Genomic DNA, 26745 nt, shown 5'->3' on the forward strand with positions numbered 1-26745 from the left:
CCAACGCGTGGGCAGGGGGCGATGCATCAGGTAAACTGCCGCATCTTCTATACCTATAACGATTCGCCTGATGCCCACGACGTTTCATGAGATTCCCCGCAAGCGCCCGACCACGCCCCTGCTCGACCGCGCGAACACGCCGGACGGCCTGCGCCGGTTAGGCGAAGCCGAGCTGGAAACCCTGGCCGATGAGTTGCGCCTGGAATTGCTCTACACGGTCGGTCAGACCGGTGGGCATTTCGGTGCCGGCCTGGGCGTGATCGAGCTGACCATCGCGTTGCATTACGTCTTCGACACGCCGGATGACCGGTTGGTGTGGGACGTGGGTCATCAGGCGTATCCGCACAAGATCCTTACCGGTCGCCGTGAGCGCATGGAATCGCTACGCCAGAAGGACGGCATTGCTGCCTTCCCGCGTCGCGCCGAGAGCGAGTACGACACCTTTGGCGTCGGCCACTCCAGCACCTCGATCAGCGCTGCGCTGGGCATGGCCATTGCCGCCCGCCTGCAGAACAGCGACCGCAAGGCAATCGCAGTGATCGGCGACGGTGCGTTGACCGCCGGCATGGCTTTCGAGGCGCTGAACCATGCGCCGGAAGTCAACGCCAACATGCTGGTGATCCTCAACGACAACGACATGTCGATCTCGCGCAACGTCGGCGGTCTGTCGAATTATCTGGCGAAAATCCTTTCCAGCCGCACCTACGCAAGCATGCGAGAGGGCAGCAAGAAAGTCCTGTCGCGCCTGCCCGGCGCCTGGGAAATCGCTCGTCGCACCGAAGAATACGCCAAAGGCATGCTGGTTCCCGGCACGCTGTTCGAAGAGCTGGGCTGGAACTACATCGGCCCGATCGACGGCCACGACTTGCCAACGCTGATCGCCACGCTACGTAACATGCGTGATCTGAAAGGCCCGCAGTTCCTGCACATCGTCACCAAGAAAGGCAAAGGCTTCGCCCCGGCGGAAGTCGACCCCATCGGTTACCACGCCATCACCAAACTCGAACCGCTGGACGCTCCGGCCGCCGCGCCAAAGCAGGCCAGCGGGCCGAAATACTCGGCGGTGTTCGGCGAGTGGCTGTGCGACATGGCGGCGGCTGATCCACGTCTGGTCGGGATTACCCCGGCGATGAAGGAAGGCTCGGACCTGGTGGCGTTCAGCGAACGCTTCCCGCTGCGCTATTTCGACGTGGCGATTGCCGAGCAACATGCGGTGACGTTTGCGGCCGGCATGGCCTGCGAAGGCGCGAAACCGGTCGTGGCGATCTACTCGACATTCTTGCAGCGCGGTTATGACCAACTGGTGCATGACGTGGCGGTGCAAAATCTCGATGTGCTGTTCGCCATCGACCGTGCAGGTTTAGTCGGCGAAGACGGCCCGACCCACGCTGGCAGCTTCGATCTGTCGTACCTGCGCTGCATCCCGGGCATGGTCATCATGACCCCGAGCGATGAAAACGAACTGCGCAAGATGCTCACTACCGGCCACCTGTACAACGGCCCGGCGGCAGTGCGTTATCCGCGCGGCAGCGGTCCGAATGCGACCATTGAGAAAGACCTCGAGCCGATCGAAATCGGCAAGGGCATCGTCCGTCGCCAGGGCAGCAAAGTCGCCCTGCTGGTATTTGGTGTGCAACTAACCGAAGCGCTGAAAGTTGCCGAGAAGCTGGATGCCACCGTGGTCGACATGCGTTTCGTCAAACCGCTCGACGAAGAGCTGGTGCGCGAGACTGCCGACAGCCACGAATTGCTGGTGACCATCGAAGAGAACGCGATCATGGGCGGCGCTGGTGGCGCGGTCAGCGAGTTCCTCGCGCGCGAGAACATTCTCAAGTCGATGCTGCATCTGGGCTTGCCGGATATCTACGTTGAGCACGCCAAGCCTGCGCAAATGCTGGCCGAGTGCGGGCTGGATGAGGCCGGGATCGAAGCGTCGATTCGTCAGCGTCTGGCCTTACTCGACAAGTAAACGCAATACTCTTGTGGGAGCGAGCCTGCTCGCGAATGCGGACTGTCAGTCAAATCAGGGCTGACTGATACACCGCATTCGCGAGCAGGCTCGCTCCCACATTTGATTTGAGTACACCTGAAACACCAGTGGAACGTCCATGAAACTCTCGCGCCTCGCCCTGCCCTTCTTTCTGCTGCCAACCGCCAACGCCCTCGCCGACAGCTTCGAGCGTAACCAGGCACTGAAACTGCCGGACATGCTGATCTCAGCCAACCGTCAGGTCGAAGCCCGCAACGACAGCAGCGCCGCCAACACGGTGTTCACCCGCGAAGACATCGACCGCCTGCAACCGAGCGACGTGCCGGACTTGCTGCGTCGCGTGCCGGGCGTGCAAGTGGCGCAGGCCGGCGGGCGCGGCAGTCTGCCGGGAATCTACATTCGCGGCACGCAGTCGGCGCAGAGTCTGGTGCTGGTCGATGGCCAGCGTATCGGCAGTTCGACCTCTGGTGACAGCAACCTGCAGCACCTGAACATAGAGCAGATCGAACGGGTGGAAGTGCTGCGCGGTTCGCGTTCGGTGATTTACGGCAGCGATGCGATTGGCGGGGTGATTCAGATTTTCACTCGACGCGGCACTGAGCAAGGCTTGCAGCCACGGATGCACGTCGGTTTCGGCAGCAACCAGACTTGGGAACGCAGCCTCGGCTTGTCCGGTGGCGATGAGAAAACCCGCTTCAACCTCGGCGCCAGTCTGGATGAAACCGCGGGGATTGACCGTACTCATGAGTCGTACCCGAGCGATGGCGATCACGATGCCTATCGCAACAAATCCGTCAGCCTGAGCCTCAGCCATGCGCTGACCGATGACATCGAAATCGGCGCCAATCTGCTGGATAACCGTGGCAAGGGCGAGTTTGACAACCCGTTCGGTAGATACGACTTCGCGACGGATCAGTCCTACCAGCAGCAGCCCTACAGCGATTTCAACGTCAGCAGCGTCAGCAGTTACATCGATGCGCGGGTCAACGAGATCTGGAAAACCCGCGTCGAGTTCGGCCACACCGAAAACCGCGAAAAGACCCTCGACAAGCTCAGCGACGAACGCACGGTGTTCAACACGTACCGCGATTCGGTGAATTGGCAGAACGACCTGACACTGGACGCGCGCAACAGCCTGATCCTCGGCGGCGACTGGTACGAAGACCGGGTCAACAGCAGCACCGCGTTTGACGAGGACAGCCGCTGGAACCGCGCAGCATTCATCCAGCACCGTTATCAGGCCGACAGCTTCTCCACCGAACTGGGCTTGCGCCACGACGACAACCAGCAATTCGGCAGCCAGAACACCTGGAGCGGCACGTTCACTCTGCCGCTGAATCCGGACAACGACTTGCTGTTGAGTTACAGCGAAGGTTTCCGCGCGCCGACCTTCAACGACCTGTACTACCCGGACTTCAGCAACCCGGATCTGAAACCGGAAACCTCGAAAAGCTACGAGCTGCAATGGCGCAGTCAGTTGACCGACAGCAGTCGCCTGGAAGCGTCGATTTACCGTACCGACCTGGAAGACGCGATCATCTTCGGCAGCAATTCACGCCCGGAGAACGTCGCTTCGGCGCGAATCAACGGCTTTGAAGCAGCGCTGAAGCAGGAACTGTTCGGTTGGCAGAGCAACCTCGGCGTTTCGATCATCGATCCGCGTGATCGTGATAGCGGGCACACTTTGGCGCGTCGCGCACGGCGGACGTTGAGTTGGGATCTGGATCGCCAGTTTGATCAAGTCAGCCTCGGTGCCAGTTGGCAGGCGGTCAGCAGCAGTTATGACGACAAGGACAATACGCAGGCGCTGGGTGGTTATGCGCTGTTCGGCTTGCGCAGCAGTTGGGCGTTGAACCGCGAGATCAAGCTGGATCTGAAAATCGATAACGTTTTCGACAAGGGCTACAGCCGGGCGAATTACAGCTATGACGGCAGGCAGTATGGTTATCGCGAGGAAGGTCGGGTGTGGATGTTTGGGGTGACCTGGACTCCCGAAATCCACTGAAATCCACTGTAGGAGCTGCCGAAGGCTGCGATCTTTTGATCTTGATCTTCGGCGATTCCGACTCAGTCAAACAGCAAAATCAAAAGATCGCAGCCTTCGGCAGCTCCTACAGGGTTACCTGTCAGGCGCGATCAATTGGCAGAGTTTGGCGGTAGCGCTGATCATTTGGCCGCTTGGGCGTTCAAGGCCTTTGTCGGTGATCAGCAACAGATTACCTCGCTTCACCGCCGCCACCTGTGGCCAGGTTTTCCACGCATTCAACTGCGCCTGATCACTCGTCAGAATCACTTCCGGATCTCTCTGCAATACCGCTTCGATGCTGACTTGTGGCGCAGGTAAGGCCAGATCACTGAACACATTCCGCGCCCCGCACACTTCCAGCGCATCGCTGATGACTTGCCCGCCACCGACGGTGTACAGCGGCTTGTCCCAGACCTGATAAAACACCCGCAACGGCACGTCCCGGCGATAGCGCTGGCGCAGTTCTGCGAGTTGTTTACGCAACGCCGCCGCCCGTTTCACCCCACGTTCAGGTCGTCCCAACTGCGCAGCAATGGCTTCAATCTGGGTAGTGAGCTGCTCGAAGGAATGCGGTTCGGCGACGAAGGTCGGGATGCCCAGACGCTTCAACTGATCACGCTGCGCCGGGCCGACGCTGCCGGGCCACAGCAACAACAAATCAGGCTTGAGGCTCAGTAGCTGTTCCATGTCGAGTTGGCCATAGCGGCCGACAGAGGGGACGCTGGCAATTTCAGCCGGCCGCTCACCGGCATCGAGCACACCGACCAACAGATCAGCCGAATCCAGTTCAACGACGATTTCAGAAAGAGACGGCGCGAGGCTGACCACCCGCAGGCTCGCCAGCACCGGAGTCGAGACGGCCAGCAGCAGAACCGCCAGCCACAGACGGCGCATCAGCCGAGTTGACGCGGGATACGGTAGAGATAAAACAGTACCGCCGTGGACAACGCCAGCAGCATCAACGGAACGGCTTCAAGACCGACGAACACTGCCAGTGCGCCGATCCACGCCGGCAAGGCTGCCGCGAGAAAAGCCGCACGACGACGGGTTGCGAGGGCAATCCACGCGGCCGGTTCATCCGGGGTATCGAGGGCTTTTTGCGTGGCGATCAGCGCATGTTTATAGCGCCCGAAAAACTTCAGACTGACAAACATCGACGCGACGCCGGCAATGAAAAACGGCATCGCCAGTACTGGCAGAATCCCTTCGCCCTGACCAAACAGCGCGTTGAGCACGAACAACGGCACCAGCGCCAGCGCGAGATATTTCCACCAATCGACCGACAATCGGCGCCGCACCTGACCGCGAGTCACGCGCGATCAACCTCGCCCTGATGCTCATTGCCCATCATGTGGTCGAGCTTGCTGGCCTTGGTTGCCAGGTAGAGTTTGTTGTGCGGGTTGTGGCCGGTGTGCAGCGGCACGCGCTCGGCAACGGTAATGCCCATGTCGGTCAAGGCTTTGACCTTGCGCGGGTTGTTGGTCATCAGGCGCAGGGATTTCACGCCCAGGTGCTCCAGCATCGGCAGGCACATGGCGTAGTCGCGCTGGTCAGCAGCAAAGCCCAGACGCTCGTTGGCTTCAACGGTGTCGGCGCCGCCGTCCTGCAGTTCGTAAGCACGGATCTTGTTCAGCAGACCAATACCGCGACCTTCCTGACGCAGGTACAGCAGCACGCCTCGGCCTTCGCGGGCGATGGCTTTAAGCGCGCCTTCCAGTTGCGAACCGCAGTCGCAGCGCTGGCTGAACAAGGCATCGCCCGTCAGGCATTCGGAGTGCAACCGGCCGAGTACCGGGGCACCGTCGGCAATTTCACCCAGGCTCAGTACGACGTGCTCGCGGCCGGTGGCTTCATCGAGAAAACCGTGCATGGTGAATTGCGCAAAAGGTGTTGGCAGCTTGGAAGCGGCGACAAAGACGACAGGCACCGGTGTGCTCCTGATCTAAAGAGTCTGAAAATTCGCAGGCCGGCATTGTAACAGCAGGTTCCTGCACACGCTTAGGCTGAATTATCGGGCATAACGATCAAAAAGTTTGATAACAACCCGGTCGACATGGATCCCTGTAGGAGCTGTCGAGTGAAACGAGGCTGCGATCTTTTGATCTGGTTTTTGAATCAAGATCAAAAGATCGCAGCGTGCCGCAGCTCCTACAGGGGATTCGTCGCGCCCGTAGTGAAGGGATAGGGCTGCTTCCACTTCTCGAAGATTGGCTTCAACTCGCCGCTCTTCATCAGTTGCTCCATACGCTGGTCATACAGCGCCATCAGCGCTCGCGCCTGTGGAGTGTCGGCAAAGCCGAGAAACAGCGGCAGCTCGGCCAAGTGTGAATGCCGATACTGCGCTGGATCGGCTGCGGTTTTCACCACCGCTTCAATCTCGGTCAGCGCATCGATGTAGTAATCCGCCCGCCCCTGCTTGAGCATCGACAAAATACCGGTACGCCGTTGGATCGGGTTGTAACGCTTGATATTCGGCAGGTAGTTTTCGTAACGATAACCGCGCACCCAGGCCAGACGATATTTGCCCAGCGTCGCCAGGGTCGGCACCGGATTGCTTGCCAGACCCAGCGCATAAATATGGTCGGAATCGAAATTCCAGTGCGGATACAGCACCTGATCGGCTTCGTCGCGGTAGGAGCCAACCAGCGCGTCAACCTCCTTCAACTGCACCAGCCCGACCGAACGGGTGTAAGGCACGCTGCGGATATCCAGCTTGACCCCGGCCGGTTCGAACACTTTGCGCAACACGTCCCAACCGAGGCCATGGCCATCGGCGGCGGTGTAGTCTTCCCAGTCTTCGCTGGCCAGATGGATGACCGCCGGCGTCGGCGCAACTTCCTGCGCACCGGCCACGGTACTCAGCAAAGCCAAAACCACTAACGCCAACCAGCGTCGAGCCATCCCTCGTCCCCTCACTTGACCCCGATATCCCTTGGAATCAGGCGAAAACCCACACCAGACCCTGCATCGCCAGCCAGGCAAACACACCGGCCAGCACGTCATCGAGCATGATCCCGACGCCGCCATGCACATGCCGGTCGATCCAGCGAATCGGCCATGGCTTGAGAATGTCGAAGAAGCGGAACACCAGAAAACCCGCGAGCAACCAGTACCAGCCTTCCGGTACCAGCCACAGGGTGATCCACATCCCGACCATTTCGTCCCAGACGATGCCTTCGTGGTCGTGTACCCGTAGATCGTCGGCGACCTTGCCGCACAGCCAGAAGCCGAACAGCATGGTGATCCCGAGCATCAGCCAGTACCCCCAGTCGGGCAGCATCTGCCACAACGGAATAAAGGGTAGCGCAACTAACGAACCCCACGTGCCCGGGGCTTTCGGCAGGGTGCCGGAACCAAAACCGAACGCGAGGAAATGCCAGGGATTGCGCCAGACCGACGGCGGAACGAATTCGGCCGGAACCTGTTTCGGGTGATCTGTCACGGTGTCTCCTGAAAATGTTGATAACCGCGGATTTGCGGGGTGATGTCGTGCCCTTCGCGGTCCAGCAGGACCACGCCCTGACCTTCTGAAACACGACCGATCACGTGAATCGGCCAGCCATTGGCCAGCAGCACCGGCAACTCGACGGACGGCAGGGTGAACGCCAGCACGTAATCATCGCCACCGCTCAGCGCTGCACGCTCGGCGCCACGCTGACCGAGAAACGCCACTAAAGCATCCGACAGCGGTACGCGCTCGCGTTCAATCTCAAGTCGCACCTTCGATGCCAGTGCGATGTGGCCACAGTCGGCGAGCAGGCCGTCGGAGATGTCCAGCGCCGACGTGGCTTTGCCACGCAGGGCCTGGCCGAGGGCGAGTTGCGGTTGTGGCGACCAGTAATGATCGAGCAGCGGTTGGGCGATATGAGGTTCGGCGTCACGCTGACGCAACACCAGCGGCAGAGCGCCGGCGGCATTGCCCAGCTCACCGCCGACACAGAGCAAATCGCCCGGTTGCGCACCGCTGCGGGTCAGCGCCTGACCCGCCGGCACTCGACCAAACACAGTCACCGTCAAACTCAACGGCCCGCGCGTGGTATCGCCGCCGACCAGCGCGACGCCGCAACTCTGCGCCATACGGTTCAAACCGTGGGCATAGGCTTGCAGCCAATCGGCAGTCACCGTCGGTACAGTCAGGGCAAGGGTAAAGGCAACGGGCGTGGCGCCCATGGCGGCCAGATCGCTGACCGCGACGGCCAGCGAGCGCTGACCGAGCAGAAACGGATCGCAGGGGTCGGCGAAATGCACACCGGCCACCAGCGTATCGGTAGAGATCGCCAACTGTTCCCCGGGGGGAACAGCAAGCAAGGCGCAATCGTCGCCGATCCCCAGAGCAACGCCTTCGCCGCCCTGCGCACAGGGCGCGGCGGCGAAGAAATTGCGGATCAGCTCGAATTCGCCCATTGAGGTTTCAAGCGCGATTTAGCGCTTGAACGCCTTCACTTCAGCTTCACGCAGGCGCGGGGCCAGCTTGTCGAGCACGCCGTTGACGAACTTGTGACCGTCGGTGGAACCGTAGACTTTCGCCAGTTCGATCCCTTCGTTGATCACAACGCGGTACGGCACGTCGACACGTTTGAGCAGTTCCCAGGTCGACAGGCGCAGTACGCACAGTTCAACCGGGTCCAGCTCTTCGATGGTCAGGTCCAGGCACGGCGCCAACGCAGTGTCGATCTCGGTCAGACTGGCCGGAACACCGTGCAGGATGTCGTGGAAGTAGCTGGCATCGGCGAAGGTGAAATCGTTATCGACGCGGAACTGCGCTTCGATTTCGTTCAGCGAAGTACTGGCCATGTGGCGCTGGTACAACGCTTGCGTCGCCAACTGACGGGCAGCGCGGCGCTTTTCACTTTTCGAAGGCTTGCCGGCGTCAGTTGGACGCGGTTCGCGCGGGTTGAAACGATCGCTTTCGTCGCTAATCACTTGGCCTCCAACTGTGCCAGCAGGCTGACCATTTCCAGTGCGGACAGGGCAGCTTCGGCACCTTTGTTACCGGCCTTGGTGCCGGAACGTTCGATGGCTTGCTCGATGGAATCAACGGTCAGGACGCCGAAAGCGACCGGCACGCCGAACTCCATGGAGACCTGGGCCAGGCCCTTGGTGCACTCGCCTGCCACGTATTCGAAGTGCGGAGTACCGCCACGAATGACCGCGCCCAGTGCAATGATTGCAGCGAACTCGCCTTTCTGGGCGACTTTCTGCGCAACCAGCGGGATTTCGAAGGCGCCAGGTGCGCGGATGATGGTGATGTCGCTTTCGCTCACGCCGTGGCGAACCAGGGCATCAACTGCACCGCTGACCAGGCTTTCAACCACGAAGCTGTTGAAGCGGCCCACTACCAAAGCGTAGCGGCCTTTAGGGGCGATGAAGGTACCTTCGATGGTCTTCAGGGTCATTCGTCAGTTCTCTTAAAGAGCCGGGACGCGTCTGCTACGCGTCCCTCTGTGATTTATTTGCCGCGAATTCGGGTCCGGAAACAACCGGTCATTATTCGGAGGGCACGTATTCTACAACTTCCAGATCGAAACCGGATATCGCATTAAATTTCATTGGTGCAGACATCAAGCGCATTTTGCGTACACCGAGGTCACGCAGGATCTGCGAACCGGCACCGACGATGCTGTAAGTCGTCGGTTTTTTCGGCGCGGCCTGATCACCGGTTTCACGGATGTGCGCCAGCAACACGTCGCCATCGAGCGGGTGACCGAGCAACAGCACCACACCGCTGCCCGCCTCGGCAACTGCCGCCATGGCGGCGCGCAGGCTCCAGCGGCCGGGTTGTTTGACCATCAGCAAGTCACGCAGCGGATCCATATTGTGCACGCGAACCAGCGTTGGCTCTTCGGCGCAAACAGTGCCCAGGGTCAGCGCCATGTGCACGTCGCCTTCCACGGAATCACGATAGGTCACCAGGTTGAATTGGCCCAGTTCGCTGTCCAGCGGCTGCTCGGCAATCCGCTGAACGGTACGTTCGTGGATCATCCGGTAGTGAATCAGGTCGGCAATGGTGCCGATCTTGATGTTGTGCTCAGCGGCGAACGCTTCCAGCTCAGCGCGACGGGACATGGTGCCGTCGTCGTTCATCACTTCGCAGATCACCCCGCTCGGCTCGAAACCGGCCATGCGCGCGAGGTCGCAAGCGGCTTCGGTGTGACCGGCGCGAGCGAGGGTGCCGCCGGCCTGAGCCATCAACGGAAAGATGTGGCCCGGGCTGACGATGTCTTCAGCCTTGGCGTCTTTGGCGGCAGCCGCTTGCACAGTGCGCGCACGGTCGGCGGCGGAGATACCGGTTGTTACGCCTTCGGCCGCTTCGATCGAGACGGTGAACTTGGTGCCGAAGCCGGAACCGTTGCGCGGCGCCATCAGCGGCAGCTTCAACAGTTCGCAGCGCTCGCGGCTCATCGGCATGCAGATCAGGCCACGGGCGTGCTTGGCCATGAAGTTGATGTGCTCGGCCTGGCAGCATTCGGCGGCCATGATCAGGTCGCCTTCGTTCTCGCGGTCTTCGTCATCCATGAGGATGACCATCTTGCCTTGGCGGATGTCTTCAACCAGTTCTTCGATGCTATTGAGCGCCACAAGGCACCCCCTTCAGTCAGGATTTGAGATAGCCATTGGCGGCCAGAAAGCTTTCAGTAATGCCGCCAGCGCTCGGCTCTGCCGCCTTGTCACCGAGCAGGAGACGCTCCAGATAACGCGCCAGCAAATCGACTTCCAGATTCACCCGGCGACCTGGCTTGTAGGACGCCATGATGGTTTCGCTCAGGGTGTGCGGAATGATCGTCAGCATGAATTCGGCGCCATCGACTTCGTTCACGGTCAGGCTGGTGCCGTCGACGGTGATCGAGCCTTTATGGGCGATGTACTTGGCCAGTTCCTTCGGCGCGCGAATGCGAAATTCCACGGCGCGGGCATTGTCGCTGCGCGAGACGATTTCGCCGACACCGTCGACGTGGCCGCTGACCAGGTGCCCGCCGAGACGGGTGGTCGGGGTCAGGGCTTTTTCCAGATTGACCGGGCTGCCGCTTTTCAGGTCGTTCATGGCGGTGCAGTCGAGGGTTTCACGGCTGACGTCGGCGGCAAAGCCGTCGCCCGGCAGCTCAACAGCGGTGAGGCAGACGCCGTTGACCGCGATGCTGTCGCCGAGTTTGACGTCGCTCAGGTCGAGCTTGCCGGTGGCGACGTGGACCCGCACATCACCGCCCTTTGGGGTCAATGCGCGGATACTGCCGATGGATTCGATGATGCCGGTAAACATGGGGTTCTCCTTGAGAACTGGGCCAGCGCTAACGCGATGGCCGGGAATTATACGCTCGCCGAACGGACAGGGATGGCAGTGACTCGCCAGTCATCGCCGACCGCACGAATTTCAGTGATTTTCAGCTCCGGCGCATCCTTCATATGGGCCAGCGGCCAGTCCAGCAATGGACGCGCCGTGGAACCGAGAAACTTGCCGGCGATGAAGATCACGAATTCGTCGACCAGACCGAGCTGAGCAAAGGCGCCGGCCAAGCGTGGGCCGGCCTCGACCAGCACTTCGTTGGTGCCACGGTTGGCCAGTTCGATGAGTAATTGATGCAGATCGACCTGACCATCGTCACCCGGCACGATCAGGCACTCGGGGCCGTGAGCGTATTGCTCTTCGATCGCGACGCAGGTGGCCACCAACGCTGGGCCTGCCTTGAAGAACGGCGCATCCAGCGGCACCCGCAGGCGGCCGTCGATCAACACGCGCAGTGGCGGACGGCTCATGGCCAATGCGGTTTGTTCGGCATCCAGACCCAACTCATCGGCCCGCACAGTCAAACGCGCTCCATCGGCCAGCACGGTGTCGGCGCCGGTCAGGACCACGGCGGCCTGGGCGCGCAAACGCTGGACGGCCGAACGTGCGGACGGGCCGGTGATCCATTGGCTCTCGCCATTTTCCATCGCCGTGCGACCATCGAGGCTCATGGCCAATTTGACCCGCACGAACGGCAAGCCGTGTTCCATGCGTTTTAGAAAACCTTGGTTGAGCTTGCGCGCTTCAGCTTCGAGCACACCACTTTCAGTGGCGATACCGGCATCGGCCAGACGCTGCAAACCACGACCGGCGACTTGCGGATTCGGATCGCGCATCGCCGCTACGACTCGGGCGACACCGGCATTCACCAGCGCATCGGCGCACGGCGGCGTACGCCCGTGGTGGCTGCACGGTTCTAAAGTCACGTAAGAGGTGGCCCCACGGGCCAGCTCACCGGCGGCGCGCAGGGCATGGACTTCAGCGTGCGGTTCGCCGGCGCGTTCATGCCAGCCTTCGCCGACAATCTGCCCGTCACGTACCACCACACAGCCAACCCGTGGATTGGGGTGGGTGGTGTAGTGGCCTTTGCGCGCCAGTTCCAGCGCACGCGCCATGAAGTGAGCGTCGAGGATGGCCTGCTCGGCGACGGTGGTCATTCTTTCACCGGTTCGCGAGCGAGGCGGTCGATTTCTTCGCGGAATTCGTTGAGATCCTGGAAGCGCTTGTATACCGAAGCGAAACGGATGTAGGCGACTTCATCAAGCTTTTGCAGCTCGGCCATGACCAGTTCGCCGACCACAAGGGATTTGACCTCGCGTTCGCCGGTGGCGCGCAGCTTGTGCTTGATGTGAACCAGAGAGGATTCGAGGCGCTCGACACTCACCGGACGTTTCTCCAGCGCGCGTTGCATGCCGGCGCGGAGTTTTTCTTCGTCGAACGGTTGGCGGCTGCCGTCGGTTTTGATCAGGCGCGGCAACACCAGTTCGGCCGTCTCGAACGTCGTGAAACGCTCGCCGCAGGCCAGGCATTCACGCCGGCGGCGCACCTGTTCGCCCTCGGCGACCAGACGCGAGTCGATGACCTTGGTGTCGTTGGCACCGCAGAAGGGACAGTGCATGGTGGCTGGCAACAAAAAAAGGGAGGGCCATGGTAGCGCATCCCGGTGGCAAGACAAGCCATAGGCTTTGCGGTATACAGAACGGCATGATCGTTTGATCCATGGATTTCATTTTGCCGGAGCATCCAATGCCGTTACGTCCGCTCGTTTTGCTCAGTCTTTTCAGCCTGCTGGTGGCCTGTGGCAGCGATGCACCCAAGCCCCAGCCGCCAACGCCTGGCCCGGCGCCGCAGCAAGCGCAGAAAAAAGCCAAGGAAGCCGCCGAGCTTGGCCCGCTGCCGGCCTATCAACGCGAACTGAGCGGCACCCTGCAAGGCGTGCCTGCCGGCGCCGAAGTCGAACTGGCGCTGCTGGTGATAGATGAAAAGGATCGCCCGCAACAGTTGCTCGCCAGTTCCAGCCTGATCGGCAATAACCAGATCCTGCCGTTCCGCCTGCGTTTCAACCCGGACGCATTTCCCGCCGGTGCGCGGGTTGAATTGCGTGGCCGCGCCAGCCAGTCCGGCCAGTTGATCCTGCACCTGCCGTCGCAAACCATCACCCAGCCGACCACTCAGGCGCTGGGCCAGCTGCAATTTGTCAAAGCACCATGACTGCACCGCTCGACCTGCAACAGGCGTTAGGTGAATTGCTCGGCGACGCCAGACTCAAGGTCTGTGCGTTGCCAGACGTTGATTTACAGCTATGGCTGATCGATGGCGACAACATGGATCGCCAATTCAGTCAGGAAGAAATTCAGCGAATTCTGCACGAGCCACCGTACTGGGGTTTCTGCTGGGCCAGCGGTCTGGCGGTGGCGCGCTATCTGGTGGAGTTTCCCGAGTGGGTGCGCGGCAAACGCGTGCTGGATTTTGGCGCCGGTTCCGGGATTGCCGGGATCGCGGCGGTCAAGGCCGGGGCGCTGGAAGTGGTGGCGTGCGATCTCGATCCGCTGGCGATTTCCGCGTGTCGGGCGAATGCCGAGCTGAATGATGTGCAGATGAGTTATTCGACGGATTTCTTTGCCGAGGCGGATCGCTTTGATCTGATTCTGGTGGCGGATGTGTTGTATGACCGGGCGAATCTGCCGTTGCTCGATGCGTTTTTGAGCCGTGGAAGAGAGGCGCTGGTGGCGGATTCGCGGGTTCGGGATTTTCACCATCCGTTGTATGAGCGCATCGAGATGCTTGAGGCGATGACGTTGCCGGATCTGGCTGAGCCGGAAGAGTTTCGGCATGTCAGCCTTTACCATGCGCGGCGTGATTGAAATCGTTAAAAGATCGCAGCCTTCGGCAACTCCTACAGGTGCAATGCGTGTCCGCGTGTAGGAGCTGCCGAAGGCTGCGATCTTTTGCGCCACCGCTTATAGTGCGTTCATTAACGTATTGACGAGATCCCCCATGAGTGAGCAAACGCCGTACATCTTCGACGCCACGACGGCCGATTTCGACCAGTCGGTGATCGAGGCTTCTTTCAACAAACCGGTGCTGGTGGACTTCTGGGCCGAATGGTGTGCGCCGTGCAAGGCGCTGATGCCGATGCTGCAAGGGATTGCCGAGAGCTATCAGGGCGAGTTGCTGCTGGCCAAGGTCAACTGCGACATCGAGCAGGACATCGTCGCCCGCTTCGGTATTCGCAGCCTGCCGACCGTGGTGCTGTTCAAGGACGGTCAACCGGTCGACGGCTTTGCCGGTGCACAACCGGAATCCGCCGTACGCGCGCTGCTTGAGCCACATGTGCAGATGCCGCCACCGGCCGCCGCCGATCCGTTCGAACAGGCTCAGGCGTTGTTTGATGACGGCCGTTACGCCGACGCCGAAGCGGCGCTGGTGGTGATGCTCACTGAAGACAACACTAACGCCAAGGCGCTGATTCTCTACGCGCGTTGCCTGACCGAACGTGGCGAACTGGACGAAGCGCAAACCGTGCTCGACGCAGTCAAAAGCGATGAGCACAAGGCTGCACTGGCCGGGGCCAAGGCACAGATCAAGTTCCTCGGACTTGCTCGTGATCTGCCGGACGCCGCCGATCTGAAAGCACGCCTGGCGAAAGATCCGCAAGACGATGAGGCGGTGTATCAACTGGCGATTCAGCAACTCGCTCGCCAGCAGTATGAAGCGGCGCTGGATGCACTACTGAAGCTGTTCATCCGCAACCGCAGCTACAGCGAAGGCCTGCCGCACAAAACCTTGCTGCAGGTGTTCGAGCTGCTGGGCAATGATCACCCGCTGGTGACGGTGTACCGCCGCAAGATGTTTGCTGCGCTTTATTAAGATCAAAAGAACGCAGCCTGCGGCAGCTCCTACATTGGGATCGTGTACCCCTTGGAGCTGCCGCAGGCTGCGATCTTTTGCAACTCACTCGATCCAGCTGTAGAGCGGCGTATCCCCGCCGCTCACCACTTTCACGTCCGCACTATGGCGCAGGCGCACCAGCAAGCGCTTGCCTGCCACCGCGCTGCCGGTCAGCCCTTCCAGTTGATCAAGCAGATCCGGACCGCTGAGCTGCCCAGCCTTGCGCAAAAGGTCCTTGGCCAACTGCCACAAGGCATCGTCCTGATTCAGCGGTTTCGCTGCCGGAGCTGACGCGAGCGCTTCAGATTGCGCAAGCGGCGCCTGCCCATTCAGCGCCGAACCGAGCTTCGCCCAGTCGCCTTCATCCAGTTCCACCGTCAAGTCCACCGGCACGTCGCCGACGGTTCCGCGTATCCGCAACATTGAGTTCGCTCCCGCACTTTTCTGACCTGCATGCTCCCACGGGACTTGTGCAACGCCAAGCGCACGGGCAAACTCTGCGCACTTTCGTTATAAGATTACATAACAAACTCTTCACTTTACTTCCCGGAGACCGCCATGCGTCGTCTGCTGCTCGCTTTGCCGTTTGCCCTGTTGCCGCTGGCCATCGCCCATGCGGCTGATGAGCATGACCACGATCACGACCATGAACACGGCAGCCTCGGCGCGCATGAACATGGCGTGGGTCGCCTGAACGCTGCGCTCGACGGCCAGACCCTGGAGCTGGAGCTGGAAAGCCCGGCGATGAACCTCGTGGGTTTCGAACACATTGCGACCACGGATGCCGATAAAGCCAAAGTCGCTGCCGCCCGCGCGCAACTGGAAAAACCGTTGACCCTGTTCAGCCTACCGCCTGCTGCCGGTTGCAAAATGGTCAGTCAGGAACTGGAAAGTCCGTTGTTCGGCGACAAGCCGGATGCCGATGACCATGACGACGATGAAGCGGACAAGGACGGTCACGAGCATCACCACGACCATAGCGAAATCCACGCGCACTATCAGTTCAACTGCGCCACACCGGGTGCGTTGAAGACTCTGGATCTGGCGAACGTCTTCAATACCTTCCCGGCGACGCAGAAAATTCAGGTACAACTGATCAGCGCCAGCGGCCAGCAAGGCACCGAAGTGACGGCCAAGGCTGCCGCGCTGAAATTCTGATCACTCCCTAAATCCCCTGTAGGAGCTGTCGAGTGAAACGAGGCTGCGATCTTTTGATTGTAAAAAACCAAGATCAAAAGATCGCAGCCTTCGGCAGCTCCTACAGGGGGTTCAGTGTCCAACCATGAAACTGGTGCCATGACCCAAGCACTCATCGAACTGTCCGACCTGGGCTTCAACTGGCCCGGTCACCCGCCGTTGCTGGACATCCCGGCGTTTCGTCTGGAAGCCGGCGAAACCCTGTTCCTCAAAGGCCCCAGCGGCAGCGGCAAGACCACCCTGCTCGGTCTGCTCGGCGGCGTGCAGAAGCCCGGTCGCGGCAGCATTCGTCTGCTCGGCCAGGAACTGACCGAACTCTCCGCCGGCGCCCGCGATACCTTCCGTGTCGATCACACTGGCTACATTTTCCAGCAGTTCAACTTGCTGCCATTCCTCTCGGTGCGCGAGAACGTTGAACTGCCGTGTCACTTTTCCAAGCTGCGCGCGCAACGGGCGAAACAGCGTCACGGCAGCGTCGACCAAGCCGCCGCCACCCTCCTCTCCCACTTGGGCCTGAAGGATGAAAGCATCCTCAGTCGTCGTGCTGATTCACTGTCGATCGGCCAACAGCAACGGGTTGCCGCCGCACGCGCATTGATCGGCCAACCCGAGCTGGTGATCGCCGACGAACCGACTTCGGCACTGGATTACGACGCCCGGGAAAACTTCATTCGCCTGCTGTTCGCCGAATGCCGCGAGGCCGGATCGAGTCTGCTGTTCGTCAGCCATGACCAGAGCCTGGCGCCACTGTTCGACCGTCACCTGTCTTTGGCCGAACTCAATCGCGCCGCCACGTCTGCCGAGGTCTGAGATGTATCTGTTTCGTCTGGCCATGGCCAGCCTGGCCAACCGCCGCTTCACCGCTTTGCTCACGGCTTTTGCCATCGCCCTCTCGGTATGCCTGTTACTCGCCGTTGAGCGAGTACGCACCGAAGCCAAAGCCAGTTTCGCCAGCACCATCAGCGGCACCGACCTGATCGTCGGCGCCCGCTCCGGCTCGGTGAACCTGTTGTTGTACTCGGTATTTCGCATCGGCAACGCCACCAACAACATTCGCTGGGACAGCTTCGAACACTTCGCCAGCAACCCGAAAGTGAAGTGGGCGATCCCGATGTCCCTCGGCGACTCCCATCGCGGCTACCGGGTGATGGGTACCACTGAAGCCTATTTCGAGCATTACCAGTACGGTCGCCAGCAACACCTGGCACTGGCCGATGGTCGCGCGTTTGCAACCGATCCGTTTGAAGTGGTGCTGGGTGCCGAGGTCGCGGATGCGCTGCATTACAAACTCGGCGACCAACTGGTGCTGGCCCACGGCGTGGCGGCGATCAGTCTGGTCAAGCACGACGACAAACCGTTCACCGTGGTCGGTATTCTCAAGCGCACCGGCACCCCGGTCGATCGCACGCTGCACATCAGCCTCGGTGGTATGGAGGCAATTCACATCGACTGGCACAACGGTGTGCCGGCACGCGGCAATGGCCGGATCAGCGCCGATCAGGCACGCAACATGGACCTGACGCCGCAAGCGATCACCGCGTTCATGCTCGGCCTCAACAGCAAGATTTCCACCTTTGCGCTGCAACGCGAGATCAACGAATTCCGTGGCGAACCGATGCTGGCGATTCTGCCGGGCGTGGCGTTGCAGGAGTTGTGGAGTCTGATGAGCACCGCCGAAAAAGCGCTGTTCGTGGTCTCGTTGTTCGTGGTGCTGACCGGGTTGATCGGCATGCTCACGGCGATTCTCACCAGCCTCAACGAACGGCGCCGCGAGATGGCGATTCTGCGCTCAGTCGGGGCGCGACCGTGGCATATCGCGAGCCTGTTGGTGCTCGAGGCGTTCGCCCTGGCGCTGACCGGGGTGATTGCCGGGGTAGCTCTTTTGTACATCGGCATCGCTGCAGCGCAAGGTGACGTGCAGGCCAATTACGGTTTGTATCTGCCGCTGGCATGGCCGAGCGAGTATGAATGGACGCTGCTCGGTGGCATTCTGGCCGCCGCGCTGCTGATGGGCAGCGTGCCGGCCTGGCGCGCTTATCGCCAATCCCTGGCCGATGGCCTGTCGATCCGTTTATGAGGATGTTCACCATGCCCCGCGCTGCACTCGCGCTGCTGTTGTTGATCGCCCTGCCCGTGTGGGCAGCGGCGCCGAAAGACCTGACGTGGTCGGAAATGATCCCGCCGGACGCCGCGCCGGAAGTGCCGAACATGACCCCGCTGCATGACATGTCGAAGATGAGCGACGCGCTCTCCGCTGAATCCGCGCCTGCGGCGAAGCAGGACCTGCCGAATGCGCCGGTGGTGAAGGCACTCGACGGTCAGAATATTCGTTTGCCGGGCTACATCGTGCCGCTGGAAGTCAATGAAGAGGGGCGTACCACCGACTTCTTGCTGGTGCCGTATTTCGGCGCGTGCATCCATGTGCCGCCTCCGCCGTCGAACCAGATCGTGCATGTGAAAAGCGAGTTGGGCGTGAAGCTTGATGAGCTGTATCAGCCGTACTGGGTCGAGGGGCCGTTGCAGGTCAAAGCGTCGAGCAGCGAACTGGCGGATGCCGGGTATCAGATGGATGCCGACAAGATTTATGTGTATGAGCTGCCGGAGTGAATCCGGCGGTTTTGTGCTGCTTGATCCATCGTCTTCGCGAGCAGGCTCGCTCCCACAGGTGATCACATTCCAGGGTGGGAGCGAGCTTGCTCGCGAAGGGGCCCGCAAAGGTTCCGCAAAAGTCTGCCCCTTCACTGTTTCATTGAGCTGAGTCAAAAGACCGTATCAGTTGGCTTCGTACCATAGGACATCGAACATTTTTAACGTCCTTTCGGAGCCCCCATGAACAAGTCCTTGCTCAGCGCTTCGCTGTTTGCCCTCGCGCTCGCAGCCCCGCTCGCCCATGCCCACGAAGCCGGTGACATCCTCATTCGTGCCGGTGCGATCACCGTCAACCCGAAGGCCGACAGCTCCAGCGTCAAGGTCGATCAGGGTCCGTTGAGCGGCACCAATCTGGGCGGCAAGGCGACCATGAGCAGCGACACCCAACTGGGTCTCAACTTCGCCTACATGCTCACCGATCACGTCGGCCTCGAATTGCTTGCGGCGACGCCGTTCGAGCATGACGTCAAGCTCAAGGGCACTGCCCTGCCAGCGGCCAATGGCAAGCTCGGCACCCTGAAACACCTGCCGCCAACCCTCAGCGTTGTCTACTACCCGCTGGACTCGAAATCGGCCTTCCAGCCCTACGTCGGCGGTGGCATCAACTACACCTGGATCTATGACGAACACGTCGGCAGCGAAGCCAGCGCCAACGGTTTCAGCAACTTCAAGGCGAAAAACTCCTGGGGTCTGGCTTGGCAGGTCGGTGCTGACTACATGCTGACCGACAACATCATGCTCAACGCCCAAGTGCGTTACATCGACATCGACACCCGCGCCACCGTCGAGAACAACGCCGTTGCACCAGGCACTCGCGCACGGGTCAACGTCGATGTGGATCCGTTCATCTACATGGTTGGCTTGGGCTATAAGTTCTAAGTCGAGTTATCCAACGTTCACGTGGTGGTGAATGAGGCTTGGTGGCGAGCAGGCATAGAACTGACGGCGACCGTACGCAGTTGATCGGGGGATAACATTCCCTCGCCACAGGAGTAGCGACATATTCCGGCCGTGAAAAAGGCGCCTGTCAAAGGGCGCCTTTTTCATGTCCGCTGGAAACCTGTGGCGTGGAATCTCCCCCCTCACCCCAGCCCTCTCCCTCAGGGAGAGGGGGAAAGGGAGCCGATTTGTGTGCTTTTCAAATACGAGTTCGACTCGATATTTCAGGTCGGTGCATTTCTCACAAACGCTACAGTCAGTCCCCTCTCCCTCTGGGAGAGGGCTAGGGTGAGGGGCTCTTTTCAGGAGCGCCCCAACAACCGCGCCAACCCCACACTCATCGGTGTCTGCTGCGGCAGCTTGAAGCGCTCCAGCAAACGAGCGTTGTTCGCCCGCGAATGCCGGATGTCACCGGAGCGCGCCGGGCCGTAGCTGACGGGCGGCAGTTCGCCGACCACCGCTTGCAATGCTTCAAGCATTTGCTTGAGGCTCATCGCCTGATTCCAGCCGACGTTCACCGGGCCGACTTCCACCTCAGGCTTTTCGATCGCCTGCACCAGCAGATCTACCAGATCCTCGACGTACAGGAAATCACGCGTCTGCTCACCATCACCGAACACCGTAATTGGCAGACCTTTCTGCGCGCGTTCGCTGAAGATGCTGATCACCCCGGAGTACGGCGAGGACGGATCCTGGCGCGGGCCGAAGATGTTGAAGAAGCGGAAAATCACCGGCTCCAGGCCATGCTGGCGGCGATAGAAATCGAAATAGTGTTCGCCCGCCAGTTTGTCCGAGGCGTAAGGCGTCAGCGGGGCTTTGGGCGTGTCCTCATCTATCGACTCGCCCTCACCATTGTTCCCGTACACCGCTGCGCTTGAGGCATACACCACACGCTTGACCCCGGCCAGACGCATGGCTTCGCAGACGTTCAGCGTGCCGATGAAATTGCTCTGGTGAGTTTTCACCGGATCATCCACCGAGGCCTGCACCGAAGCCACGGCTGCCAGGTGAGCGACCGCACTGCAGCCTTGCATCGCCTTGGCCACCAGCGCCGCATCAGCGACGTCACCAACAATCAGTTCAACCTGTGGATTGTCCAGCGGCAGGTTGCTGCGTTTACCCGTCGACAAGTCGTCGAGGATGCGCACCGAATGCCCCTTGGCGAGCAAGGCATCGGTCAGGTGCGAGCCAATGAAGCCGGCTCCGCCGGTGATTAAAACAGTCCCTTCAGCCATGACGGTAGAACCTATCCAGTAAGCCCGGGAGTGCGGCACGCCAGGCGCGCGGCTTGATCCCGAAAGTGTGCAGAATTTTCTTGCAGGCCAGCACCGCGTGTTGCGGCTCTTCGGCAGCGTCCGGCCGCGCGGCGTGAGCCTGAGCGGTCGGCGCTTCGATCGCCAGCGCATGCAGGCTTCGTGCTTCAGTGAGAATCGCCTGGCCCAGTGCCAGCGGTGTGGTCGCTTCGTGGCCGGCGTAGTGGTAAGTGCCCCACAGCGGCGCGGCGCAATCGAGTTGCTTGAGTACCGAAATGATCACTCGCGCGGCATCATCGACTGGCGTGGGGTTGCCACGACGGTCATCGGCCAGGAGCAATTCCTCAGGTTGTTCGGCCCGTGCGAGGAAGCGCCCGAGCGTGCCATCGGGACTGTCATCGAGCAGCCAGCCGAACCGCAGCAGGACATGCTGCGGGCAAGTGGCGCGAACGCTTTGTTCGATGCGCCACAACGCCTGACCGCGCAGGCCGAGGGGCACCGGTTCGTCTTTTTCGCTGTACGCCGTGGCACGCGAACCATCGAACACCCGATAACTGGAGGGCTGGACGAGGACGATATTGTGGTGCTGGCACAGTTCGGCCAGACGCTCGATCGCCCGCTCCTGCCCGGCCATGCGGCTTTCGCTGACGGTTTCGGCCTGGAACCAGTCGAAATAGTAGGCGAGGTTGATCAACGCATCGGGACGGGTGTCGTCGAGCAGTTGCGTCAGGCTCGCGGCATCCCAGCCGTGTTCGGGCGGGCGGGGGGCGAGGAAACCGATGTCTTCCTCCGCACCGAGGCGAATCAGCGCCTGCCCAAGGGCATTTCCGCCGCCCAGTAACATAAGGCGCATTCGCATAGAGTCAGCAGGCCCAGTCTGATTGGAACGATGGCTTTAGCGACGGATCTCGTGGAACCGTCGTCGATAATTACCGGAATCGTTGCATTTTGCGGGTTTAGTGCGCAACCGTCATCCGTAAAGTGCAGATCGCCGGGATTTGTGTCGTCCCGACCGGCCCCTTCGCGAGCAGGCTCGCTCCCACATGGGATTTTGCGGTGCACAAAAATCCACTGTGGGAGCGAGCCTGCTCGCGAAGAGGTCCGGCCAGACGCTGAAGATCTCAGCGGTACTTGCATCTTCTCCCCAGCGCCCGCATAACTTAAGCCATGAATCTGCCCATCCCCACGGACGCGGCCCTGGCAGGCTTTCACCCCGCCGTCAGCGCCTGGTTCAGCAAAACCTTCCCGACGGTCACCGCCGCCCAGGCCCGCGCATGGCCATTGATCCGCCAGCGCCGCTCGACGCTGATCGCCGCCCCCACCGGCTCGGGCAAAACCCTCACCGCGTTTCTCGCTGTGCTCGACGACCTCGTGCACCGTGGCCTGGAAAATCCCGACGGCCTGCCCGATGAAACGCTGGTGGTCTATGTCTCGCCACTGAAGGCGCTGTCCAACGACATCCGCATCAACCTGCAAAACCCGCTGGCCGGAATTACCGGGCAACTACGGCAGATGAATCTGCCCGAACTGGAAATCACCACCGCCGTGCGCACCGGTGACACCCCGCAGAAAGAACGCGCGGCCATGCGCAAGTCGGCGCCGCACATTCTGGTGACCACGCCGGAATCACTCTATGTGCTGCTCGGATCCGAATCCGGGCGAAAAATGCTCGGCACCACGCGCACGGTGATCATCGATGAAATCCACGCGATGGCCGCCGGCAAGCGCGGCAGTCATCTGGCGCTGAGCCTTGAGCGCCTGCAAGCGCTGTGCGCCGAACCGCTGACCCGCATCGGCCTCTCCGCCACCCAGAAACCGGTTGAAGCCGTAGCGCAATTCCTCGTCGGCCATGATCGCCCCTGCGAAATCATCGACATCGGCCACGCCCGGCCACGGGATCTTGGCATCGAAGTGCCGCCCGTGCCGTTGTCGGCCGTCATGGCCAATGATGTCTGGGAATTGGTCTACGACCGCCTCGCCGAACTGGCCCGTGAGCACCGCACCACGCTGATTTTCGTCAACACCCGGCGACTGGCCGAGCGCCTCAGCCGGCACCTCAGCGAACGCCTCGGCAAGCACGCGGTGGCGGCGCACCACGGCAGTCTGGCCAAGGAGTTTCGCCTCGACGCCGAACAACGCCTCAAGCGCGGCGAGCTACAGGTGTTGATCGCCACCGCCTCGCTGGAATTGGGCATCGACATCGGCGAAGTCGATCTGGTCTGTCAGATCGCCTCACCGCGCTCCATTGCCGGTTTTCTGCAACGGGTCGGTCGCTCTGGCCACCAAGTCGGCGGCACGCCCAAAGGTCGGCTGTTCGCCACCACCCGCGACGACCTGATCGAATGCACCGCCCTGCTCGACTGCGTGCGCCGCGGCGAACTCGATACCCTGCACATCCCGGTCGCGCCGCTGGACGTGCTGGCGCAGCAGATCATCGCCGAAGTCAGCTGTCAGGAATGGTCGGAGGACGCCTTGCTGGCGATGTTCCGCCAAGCCTCGCCCTACCGCGATCTCGACGAAAAACACTATCAAGCGCTGCTGAGCATGCTCGCCGAAGGCTACAACGGTCGCCAAGGCATCCGCAGCGCCTACCTGCACCGCGACGCCGTCAGCCGCACCTTGCGTGGCCGCCGTGGTGCGAAACTCGCTGCCGTGACCAGCGGCGGCACCATCCCCGACAACGCCGATTACAGCGTGATGCTTGAGCCGCAAGGCTTGAACATCGGCAGCGTCAACGAAGACTTCGCGGTGGAAAGCATTGCCGGCGATGTGTTTCAGCTCGGCAATACCTCCTACCGCATCCTGCGCGTGGAAACCGGCAAGGTGCGCGTCGAGGATGCGCACGGGCAGCCGCCGACCATTCCATTCTGGCTCGGCGAAGCACCGGGGCGCAGCGATGAACTGTCGGCTGCCGTGGCGCGTCTGCAAGCGCAGCTCGACGAACTGCTCGGCGCCAGCCCCGGCGACCTGCAACCGGCGCTCGACTGGCTGATCGACACCCTCGGCCTCAACCGCGCCAGCGCCGAACAACTGGTCGAATACCTCGCCCGTGCCCGGCAAACTCTCGGCGCCCTGCCCTCGCAGGACACGCTGCTGATGGAGCGCTTTTTCGACGAGTCCGGCGGCACGCAATTGATCATCCATTCGCCGTTCGGCAGCCGCATCAACCGCGCCTGGGGTCTGGCCTTGCGCAAGCGGTTCTGCCGCACCTTCAACTTCGAATTGCAGGCTGCCGCCAGCGAGGACGCCATCGTGCTGTCCCTGTCCACCAGCCACAGTTTTGAACTCGATGACATCTGGCGTTACCTGCACAGCAACAGTGCCGAACACATTTTGATCCAAGCGGTGCTCGATGCGCCGCTGTTCGGCGTGCGCTGGCGCTGGAATGCCGGGGTGGCGCTGGCGTTGCCGCGTTTTACCGGTGGGCGCAAAGTCGCGCCGCAATTGCAGCGGATGAAAAGCGAAGACCTGATCGCCAGCGTGTTTCCCGATCAGATTGCCTGCCTGGAAAACCTCGCCGGTGAACGCGAAATTCCCGAGCACCCGTTAATCGAGCAGACACTGGACGATTGCCTGCATGAGGCGATGGACAGCGAAGGCTGGCTCAATCTGCTGCGGCGAATGGAGCGTGGCGAGGTGCGTTTGATCAGCCGTGATTTACCGGCGCCCTCACCGCTCGCGGCAGAAATTCTCAGTGCGCGGCCGTACACCTTCCTCGACGATGCTCCGCTGGAAGAGCGTCGCACCCAAGCGGTGATCAACCGGCGCTGGAGCGATCCGCAATCGACCGATGATCTCGGTGCACTGGATGCCGACGCGATTGCCGCCGTGCGCGAAGAAGCCTGGCCGACGCCGAATGCTGTGGATGAAATGCATGAGGCGCTGATGAGCCTGGCGTGCATCAGCGAGGCTGAAGTGCAAGCGAACGAAGGCTGGCGTGCATGGCTGGAAACCTTGGCGAGCAGCGGGCGCGCCTGCCGTTTGCAGATCGACGCCGAGCATTGCTTGTGGCTGCCTCGCGAACGCCTGACTTGCCTGCAAGCACTTTATCCACAGGCTAGATTGCAACCCGAACTGGAGGCGTTACCGGGATTTGATGAAACCTGGACATTCGATGAGGCGGTGATCGAAGTGCTCCGCGCCCGTCTCGGTGCCTTCGGCCCGTTACCCATAACCGCAATTGCCGAACCTCTTGCGCTGCCAACCACTCAAGTAGCTCAAGCCCTCGCTCAACTGGAACGCGAAGGTTACGTGCTGCGTGGTCAGTTCACGCCCGGATTGGGGGTAGAAGAATGGTGCGAACGGCACCTGCTCGCGCGTATTCATCGCTACACGGTCAAGCGCCTGCGCCGGGAAATCGAACCGGTAGCGCTGCAGGATTTCATGCGTTTCCTGTTCGACTGGCAGCATCTGTCGCCCGCGACGCGCGGTCAGGGCAGTGCCGTGTTGCCGGCAATTGTCGGCCAGTTCGAAGGCTACGCAGCGGCCGCTTCGGCGTGGGACAGCGACATTCTCCCGGCGCGTTTGAAGGACTATTCGCCGAGCTGGCTGGATGAGTTGTGCCGCAACGGCAAACTGGTGTGGACGCGCCTCAGTGCCCGGCAGAAAGTCAGCGGCACGGCGTTGCGCAGCACGCCGATTGTATTGCTGCCGCGCAGTCAGGTCGGCTTATGGAGTGCGCTGGCGGAACAGACGCCGGTGAATGAACTGTCGCCGAAAACCCATAAGGTCTTTGAGGCCTTGAGCCAGCACGGCGCGTTGTTTTTCGATGAGCTGATCCATGAAGCGCACCTGCTGCGCACCGAACTGGAAATCGCCTTACAGGAACTGGTCGGCGCCGGCCTGGTGAACGCTGACAGCTTCGCCGGCCTGCGCGCGCTGATTACCCCGGCGAGCAAGCGCCAGCAGCACAGCAGTCGGCGTGGGCGTGGGGCGTTTATCGGTGGGATGGATGATGCCGGGCGCTGGGCCTTGCTGCGGCGCGGGGCGGCTGTGGATAACAACGAAACCCTTGAACATGTCGCGATGACACTGTTGCGGCGTTACGGCGTGGTGTTCTGGCGTTTGCTGGAGCGTGAGGCGGACTGGTTGCCGAGTTGGCGCGAGTTGCTGCGCACGTTTCATCGGCTGGAAGCGCGCGGCGAGATTCGCGGCGGGCGGTTTGTCAGTGGTTTGGCGGGGGAACAGTTTGCCTTGCCCGAGGCGATTCCGTTGTTGCGCGAAGTTCGACGGCGACCGCATGACGGCAGTCTGGTCGCGGTGTGCGGGGTAGATCCGCTGAACCTGGCCGGGACGTTGTTGCCGGGGGTAAAAGTGCCGGCGTTGGTGAGTAATCGGTTGGTGTATCGCGATGGTTTGCCGGCGGCGGCGGAGATTGCCGGCAAGACGCAGTTCTGGCTGGAGCTGGATCCGATCGCTATGGAGCAGGTGCGCGGCAAATTGATCCGGCATTGAGGGTGTTTGGGCTGACGTCTTCGCGAGCAGGCTCGCTCCCACAGTTTGACCGCGTTCCCCCTGT

General features: G+C 61.2%; 26 protein-coding genes. 11 read left to right on the plus strand and 15 right to left on the minus strand.

Going from position 1 to position 26745, the window contains the following annotated elements; translation table 11 throughout:
- Window positions 1-70: 70 nt before the first annotated feature.
- Both dxs and PspR84_RS25715 read left to right on the plus strand, forming a co-directional pair.
- The gene (dxs, locus tag PspR84_RS25710; RefSeq protein WP_160059589.1) at window positions 71-1969 is read left to right on the plus strand and encodes a 1-deoxy-D-xylulose-5-phosphate synthase; all 1899 of its coding nucleotides are present in this window, start codon (window positions 71-73) and stop codon (window positions 1967-1969) included.
- A gap of 139 nt (window positions 1970-2108) precedes the next feature.
- Window positions 2109-3995, plus strand: coding sequence for a TonB-dependent receptor (locus PspR84_RS25715; protein ID WP_160059590.1), 1887 nt, complete (start codon window positions 2109-2111; stop codon window positions 3993-3995).
- Between the two features lie 114 nt (window positions 3996-4109).
- Here the strand turns inward: PspR84_RS25715 and PspR84_RS25720 are convergent, their stop codons facing one another.
- The 12 genes from PspR84_RS25720 to nrdR form a co-directional block, all read right to left on the minus strand.
- A complete protein-coding gene (locus PspR84_RS25720) occupies window positions 4110-4910 on the minus strand; it encodes a cobalamin-binding protein (protein ID WP_160059591.1) in 801 nt (266 codons plus the stop codon).
- On the minus strand, window positions 4910-5329 hold the full coding sequence (locus PspR84_RS25725) for an MFS transporter (RefSeq protein ID WP_160059592.1): 420 nt from the start codon (window positions 5327-5329) through the stop codon (window positions 4910-4912). Before PspR84_RS25725 ends, PspR84_RS25720 begins: the two co-directional genes overlap by 1 nt.
- The gene (gene ribA / locus PspR84_RS25730; RefSeq protein ID WP_016984117.1) at window positions 5326-5943 is read right to left on the minus strand and encodes a GTP cyclohydrolase II; all 618 of its coding nucleotides are present in this window, start codon (window positions 5941-5943) and stop codon (window positions 5326-5328) included. Before ribA ends, PspR84_RS25725 begins: the two co-directional genes overlap by 4 nt.
- A gap of 221 nt (window positions 5944-6164) precedes the next feature.
- Window positions 6165-6917, minus strand: a complete 753-nt coding sequence (locus tag PspR84_RS25735) for a transporter substrate-binding domain-containing protein (RefSeq protein ID WP_160059593.1) — start codon at window positions 6915-6917, stop codon at window positions 6165-6167.
- A 37-nt stretch (window positions 6918-6954) separates the two neighbouring features.
- Window positions 6955-7458 (minus strand): phosphatidylglycerophosphatase A, encoded by a 504-nt coding sequence (locus tag PspR84_RS25740; protein WP_011336134.1) that lies wholly within the window; start codon window positions 7456-7458, stop codon window positions 6955-6957.
- Window positions 7455-8420, minus strand: coding sequence for a thiamine-phosphate kinase (gene thiL, locus PspR84_RS25745; protein WP_160059594.1), 966 nt, complete (start codon window positions 8418-8420; stop codon window positions 7455-7457). Before thiL ends, PspR84_RS25740 begins: the two co-directional genes overlap by 4 nt.
- An 18-nt stretch (window positions 8421-8438) precedes the next feature.
- Window positions 8439-8939, minus strand: a complete 501-nt coding sequence (gene nusB / locus PspR84_RS25750) for a transcription antitermination factor NusB (protein ID WP_034153728.1) — start codon at window positions 8937-8939, stop codon at window positions 8439-8441.
- Window positions 8936-9412, minus strand: a complete 477-nt coding sequence (ribE, locus tag PspR84_RS25755) for a 6,7-dimethyl-8-ribityllumazine synthase (protein WP_003228649.1) — start codon at window positions 9410-9412, stop codon at window positions 8936-8938. The genes nusB and ribE overlap by 4 nt, the downstream gene beginning before the upstream one ends.
- Window positions 9413-9503: 91 nt before the next feature.
- Window positions 9504-10595 (minus strand): bifunctional 3,4-dihydroxy-2-butanone-4-phosphate synthase/GTP cyclohydrolase II, encoded by a 1092-nt coding sequence (gene ribBA, locus PspR84_RS25760; protein ID WP_034153727.1) that lies wholly within the window; start codon window positions 10593-10595, stop codon window positions 9504-9506.
- Window positions 10596-10611: 16 nt separating this feature from the next.
- Window positions 10612-11274, minus strand: a complete 663-nt coding sequence (locus PspR84_RS25765; protein WP_150694725.1) for a riboflavin synthase — start codon at window positions 11272-11274, stop codon at window positions 10612-10614.
- A gap of 47 nt (window positions 11275-11321) precedes the next feature.
- Window positions 11322-12455 carry a bifunctional diaminohydroxyphosphoribosylaminopyrimidine deaminase/5-amino-6-(5-phosphoribosylamino)uracil reductase RibD gene (gene ribD / locus PspR84_RS25770; RefSeq protein WP_160059595.1) on the minus strand — a complete coding sequence of 378 codons (1134 nt, stop codon included), beginning with the start codon at window positions 12453-12455 and terminating at the stop codon, window positions 11322-11324.
- A complete protein-coding gene (gene nrdR, locus PspR84_RS25775) occupies window positions 12452-12916 on the minus strand; it encodes a transcriptional regulator NrdR (protein ID WP_007910946.1) in 465 nt (154 codons plus the stop codon). The genes ribD and nrdR overlap by 4 nt, the downstream gene beginning before the upstream one ends.
- 128 nt (window positions 12917-13044) lie before the next feature.
- On the opposite strand from nrdR, the gene PspR84_RS25780 reads away from it, so the two are divergent.
- The 3 genes from PspR84_RS25780 to trxA all read left to right on the plus strand — a co-directional run bounded on the left by PspR84_RS25780 (window position 13045) and on the right by trxA (window position 15168).
- A complete protein-coding gene (locus tag PspR84_RS25780; RefSeq protein ID WP_026000529.1) occupies window positions 13045-13509 on the plus strand; it encodes a YbaY family lipoprotein in 465 nt (154 codons plus the stop codon).
- Window positions 13506-14162: a 50S ribosomal protein L11 methyltransferase gene (locus PspR84_RS25785; RefSeq protein WP_160059596.1), complete on the plus strand. Its 657-nt coding sequence runs from the start codon at window positions 13506-13508 to the stop codon at window positions 14160-14162. The genes PspR84_RS25780 and PspR84_RS25785 overlap by 4 nt, the downstream gene beginning before the upstream one ends.
- A 133-nt stretch (window positions 14163-14295) precedes the next feature.
- Window positions 14296-15168 carry a thioredoxin gene (trxA, locus tag PspR84_RS25790; RefSeq protein WP_160059597.1) on the plus strand — a complete coding sequence of 291 codons (873 nt, stop codon included), beginning with the start codon at window positions 14296-14298 and terminating at the stop codon, window positions 15166-15168.
- A gap of 84 nt (window positions 15169-15252) precedes the next feature.
- Here the strand turns inward: trxA and PspR84_RS25795 are convergent, their stop codons facing one another.
- Window positions 15253-15612, minus strand: coding sequence for a hypothetical protein (locus PspR84_RS25795; RefSeq protein ID WP_160059598.1), 360 nt, complete (start codon window positions 15610-15612; stop codon window positions 15253-15255).
- 135 nt (window positions 15613-15747) lie between these two features.
- Between PspR84_RS25795 and PspR84_RS25800 the strand changes: the two genes are divergently transcribed.
- The 5 genes from PspR84_RS25800 to PspR84_RS25820 all read left to right on the plus strand — a co-directional run bounded on the left by PspR84_RS25800 (window position 15748) and on the right by PspR84_RS25820 (window position 19914).
- Window positions 15748-16347 (plus strand): DUF2796 domain-containing protein, encoded by a 600-nt coding sequence (locus tag PspR84_RS25800; RefSeq protein WP_160059599.1) that lies wholly within the window; start codon window positions 15748-15750, stop codon window positions 16345-16347.
- A 138-nt stretch (window positions 16348-16485) separates the two neighbouring features.
- Window positions 16486-17196 (plus strand): ABC transporter ATP-binding protein, encoded by a 711-nt coding sequence (locus PspR84_RS25805; protein ID WP_160059600.1) that lies wholly within the window; start codon window positions 16486-16488, stop codon window positions 17194-17196.
- Window position 17197: 1 nt separating this feature from the next.
- Window positions 17198-18463, plus strand: coding sequence for an ABC transporter permease (locus PspR84_RS25810; protein ID WP_160059601.1), 1266 nt, complete (start codon window positions 17198-17200; stop codon window positions 18461-18463).
- An 11-nt stretch (window positions 18464-18474) separates the two neighbouring features.
- Window positions 18475-18993, plus strand: coding sequence for a DUF3299 domain-containing protein (locus PspR84_RS25815; RefSeq protein ID WP_095122223.1), 519 nt, complete (start codon window positions 18475-18477; stop codon window positions 18991-18993).
- A gap of 222 nt (window positions 18994-19215) precedes the next feature.
- Window positions 19216-19914, plus strand: coding sequence for an OmpW family outer membrane protein (locus PspR84_RS25820; protein ID WP_077574716.1), 699 nt, complete (start codon window positions 19216-19218; stop codon window positions 19912-19914).
- 362 nt (window positions 19915-20276) lie between these two features.
- Here the strand turns inward: PspR84_RS25820 and PspR84_RS25825 are convergent, their stop codons facing one another.
- Both PspR84_RS25825 and PspR84_RS25830 read right to left on the minus strand, forming a co-directional pair.
- A complete protein-coding gene (locus tag PspR84_RS25825) occupies window positions 20277-21209 on the minus strand; it encodes an NAD-dependent epimerase/dehydratase family protein (protein ID WP_160059602.1) in 933 nt (310 codons plus the stop codon).
- A complete protein-coding gene (locus tag PspR84_RS25830) occupies window positions 21202-22086 on the minus strand; it encodes a sugar nucleotide-binding protein (RefSeq protein WP_160059603.1) in 885 nt (294 codons plus the stop codon). Before PspR84_RS25830 ends, PspR84_RS25825 begins: the two co-directional genes overlap by 8 nt.
- Before the next feature lie 308 nt (window positions 22087-22394).
- Between PspR84_RS25830 and PspR84_RS25835 the strand changes: the two genes are divergently transcribed.
- Window positions 22395-26681, plus strand: coding sequence for a DEAD/DEAH box helicase (locus PspR84_RS25835; RefSeq protein WP_160059604.1), 4287 nt, complete (start codon window positions 22395-22397; stop codon window positions 26679-26681).
- The last annotated feature ends 64 nt before the right edge of the window (window positions 26682-26745 follow it).

The organism is Pseudomonas sp. R84 (assembly GCF_009834515.1).
Taxonomy (GTDB): Bacteria; Pseudomonadota; Gammaproteobacteria; order Pseudomonadales; family Pseudomonadaceae; genus Aquipseudomonas.

Bases quoted from the DNA above. Each gene is read 5' to 3' on its own strand.
- ribE (WP_003228649.1), bottom strand. From the start codon at position 9,412: ATGACCCTGAAGACCATCGAAGGTACCTTCATCGCCCCTAAAGGCCGC.
- PspR84_RS25810 (WP_160059601.1), top strand. From the start codon at position 17,198: ATGTATCTGTTTCGTCTGGCCATGGCCAGCCTGGCCAACCGCCGCTTC.
- PspR84_RS25715 (WP_160059590.1), top strand. From the start codon at position 2,109: ATGAAACTCTCGCGCCTCGCCCTGCCCTTCTTTCTGCTGCCAACCGCC.
- PspR84_RS25720 (WP_160059591.1), bottom strand. From the start codon at position 4,910: ATGCGCCGTCTGTGGCTGGCGGTTCTGCTGCTGGCCGTCTCGACTCCG.
- PspR84_RS25820 (WP_077574716.1), top strand. From the start codon at position 19,216: ATGAACAAGTCCTTGCTCAGCGCTTCGCTGTTTGCCCTCGCGCTCGCA.
- PspR84_RS25735 (WP_160059593.1), bottom strand. From the start codon at position 6,917: ATGGCTCGACGCTGGTTGGCGTTAGTGGTTTTGGCTTTGCTGAGTACC.
- PspR84_RS25830 (WP_160059603.1), bottom strand. From the start codon at position 22,086: ATGCGAATGCGCCTTATGTTACTGGGCGGCGGAAATGCCCTTGGGCAG.
- PspR84_RS25815 (WP_095122223.1), top strand. From the start codon at position 18,475: ATGCCCCGCGCTGCACTCGCGCTGCTGTTGTTGATCGCCCTGCCCGTG.
- nrdR (WP_007910946.1), bottom strand. From the start codon at position 12,916: ATGCACTGTCCCTTCTGCGGTGCCAACGACACCAAGGTCATCGACTCG.
- thiL (WP_160059594.1), bottom strand. From the start codon at position 8,420: ATGGGCGAATTCGAGCTGATCCGCAATTTCTTCGCCGCCGCGCCCTGT.
- PspR84_RS25795 (WP_160059598.1), bottom strand. From the start codon at position 15,612: ATGTTGCGGATACGCGGAACCGTCGGCGACGTGCCGGTGGACTTGACG.
- PspR84_RS25800 (WP_160059599.1), top strand. From the start codon at position 15,748: ATGCGTCGTCTGCTGCTCGCTTTGCCGTTTGCCCTGTTGCCGCTGGCC.
- ribD (WP_160059595.1), bottom strand. From the start codon at position 12,455: ATGACCACCGTCGCCGAGCAGGCCATCCTCGACGCTCACTTCATGGCG.
- PspR84_RS25785 (WP_160059596.1), top strand. From the start codon at position 13,506: ATGACTGCACCGCTCGACCTGCAACAGGCGTTAGGTGAATTGCTCGGC.
- dxs (WP_160059589.1), top strand. From the start codon at position 71: ATGCCCACGACGTTTCATGAGATTCCCCGCAAGCGCCCGACCACGCCC.
- PspR84_RS25835 (WP_160059604.1), top strand. From the start codon at position 22,395: ATGAATCTGCCCATCCCCACGGACGCGGCCCTGGCAGGCTTTCACCCC.
- PspR84_RS25805 (WP_160059600.1), top strand. From the start codon at position 16,486: ATGACCCAAGCACTCATCGAACTGTCCGACCTGGGCTTCAACTGGCCC.
- PspR84_RS25825 (WP_160059602.1), bottom strand. From the start codon at position 21,209: ATGGCTGAAGGGACTGTTTTAATCACCGGCGGAGCCGGCTTCATTGGC.
- trxA (WP_160059597.1), top strand. From the start codon at position 14,296: ATGAGTGAGCAAACGCCGTACATCTTCGACGCCACGACGGCCGATTTC.
- PspR84_RS25765 (WP_150694725.1), bottom strand. From the start codon at position 11,274: ATGTTTACCGGCATCATCGAATCCATCGGCAGTATCCGCGCATTGACC.
- PspR84_RS25780 (WP_026000529.1), top strand. From the start codon at position 13,045: ATGCCGTTACGTCCGCTCGTTTTGCTCAGTCTTTTCAGCCTGCTGGTG.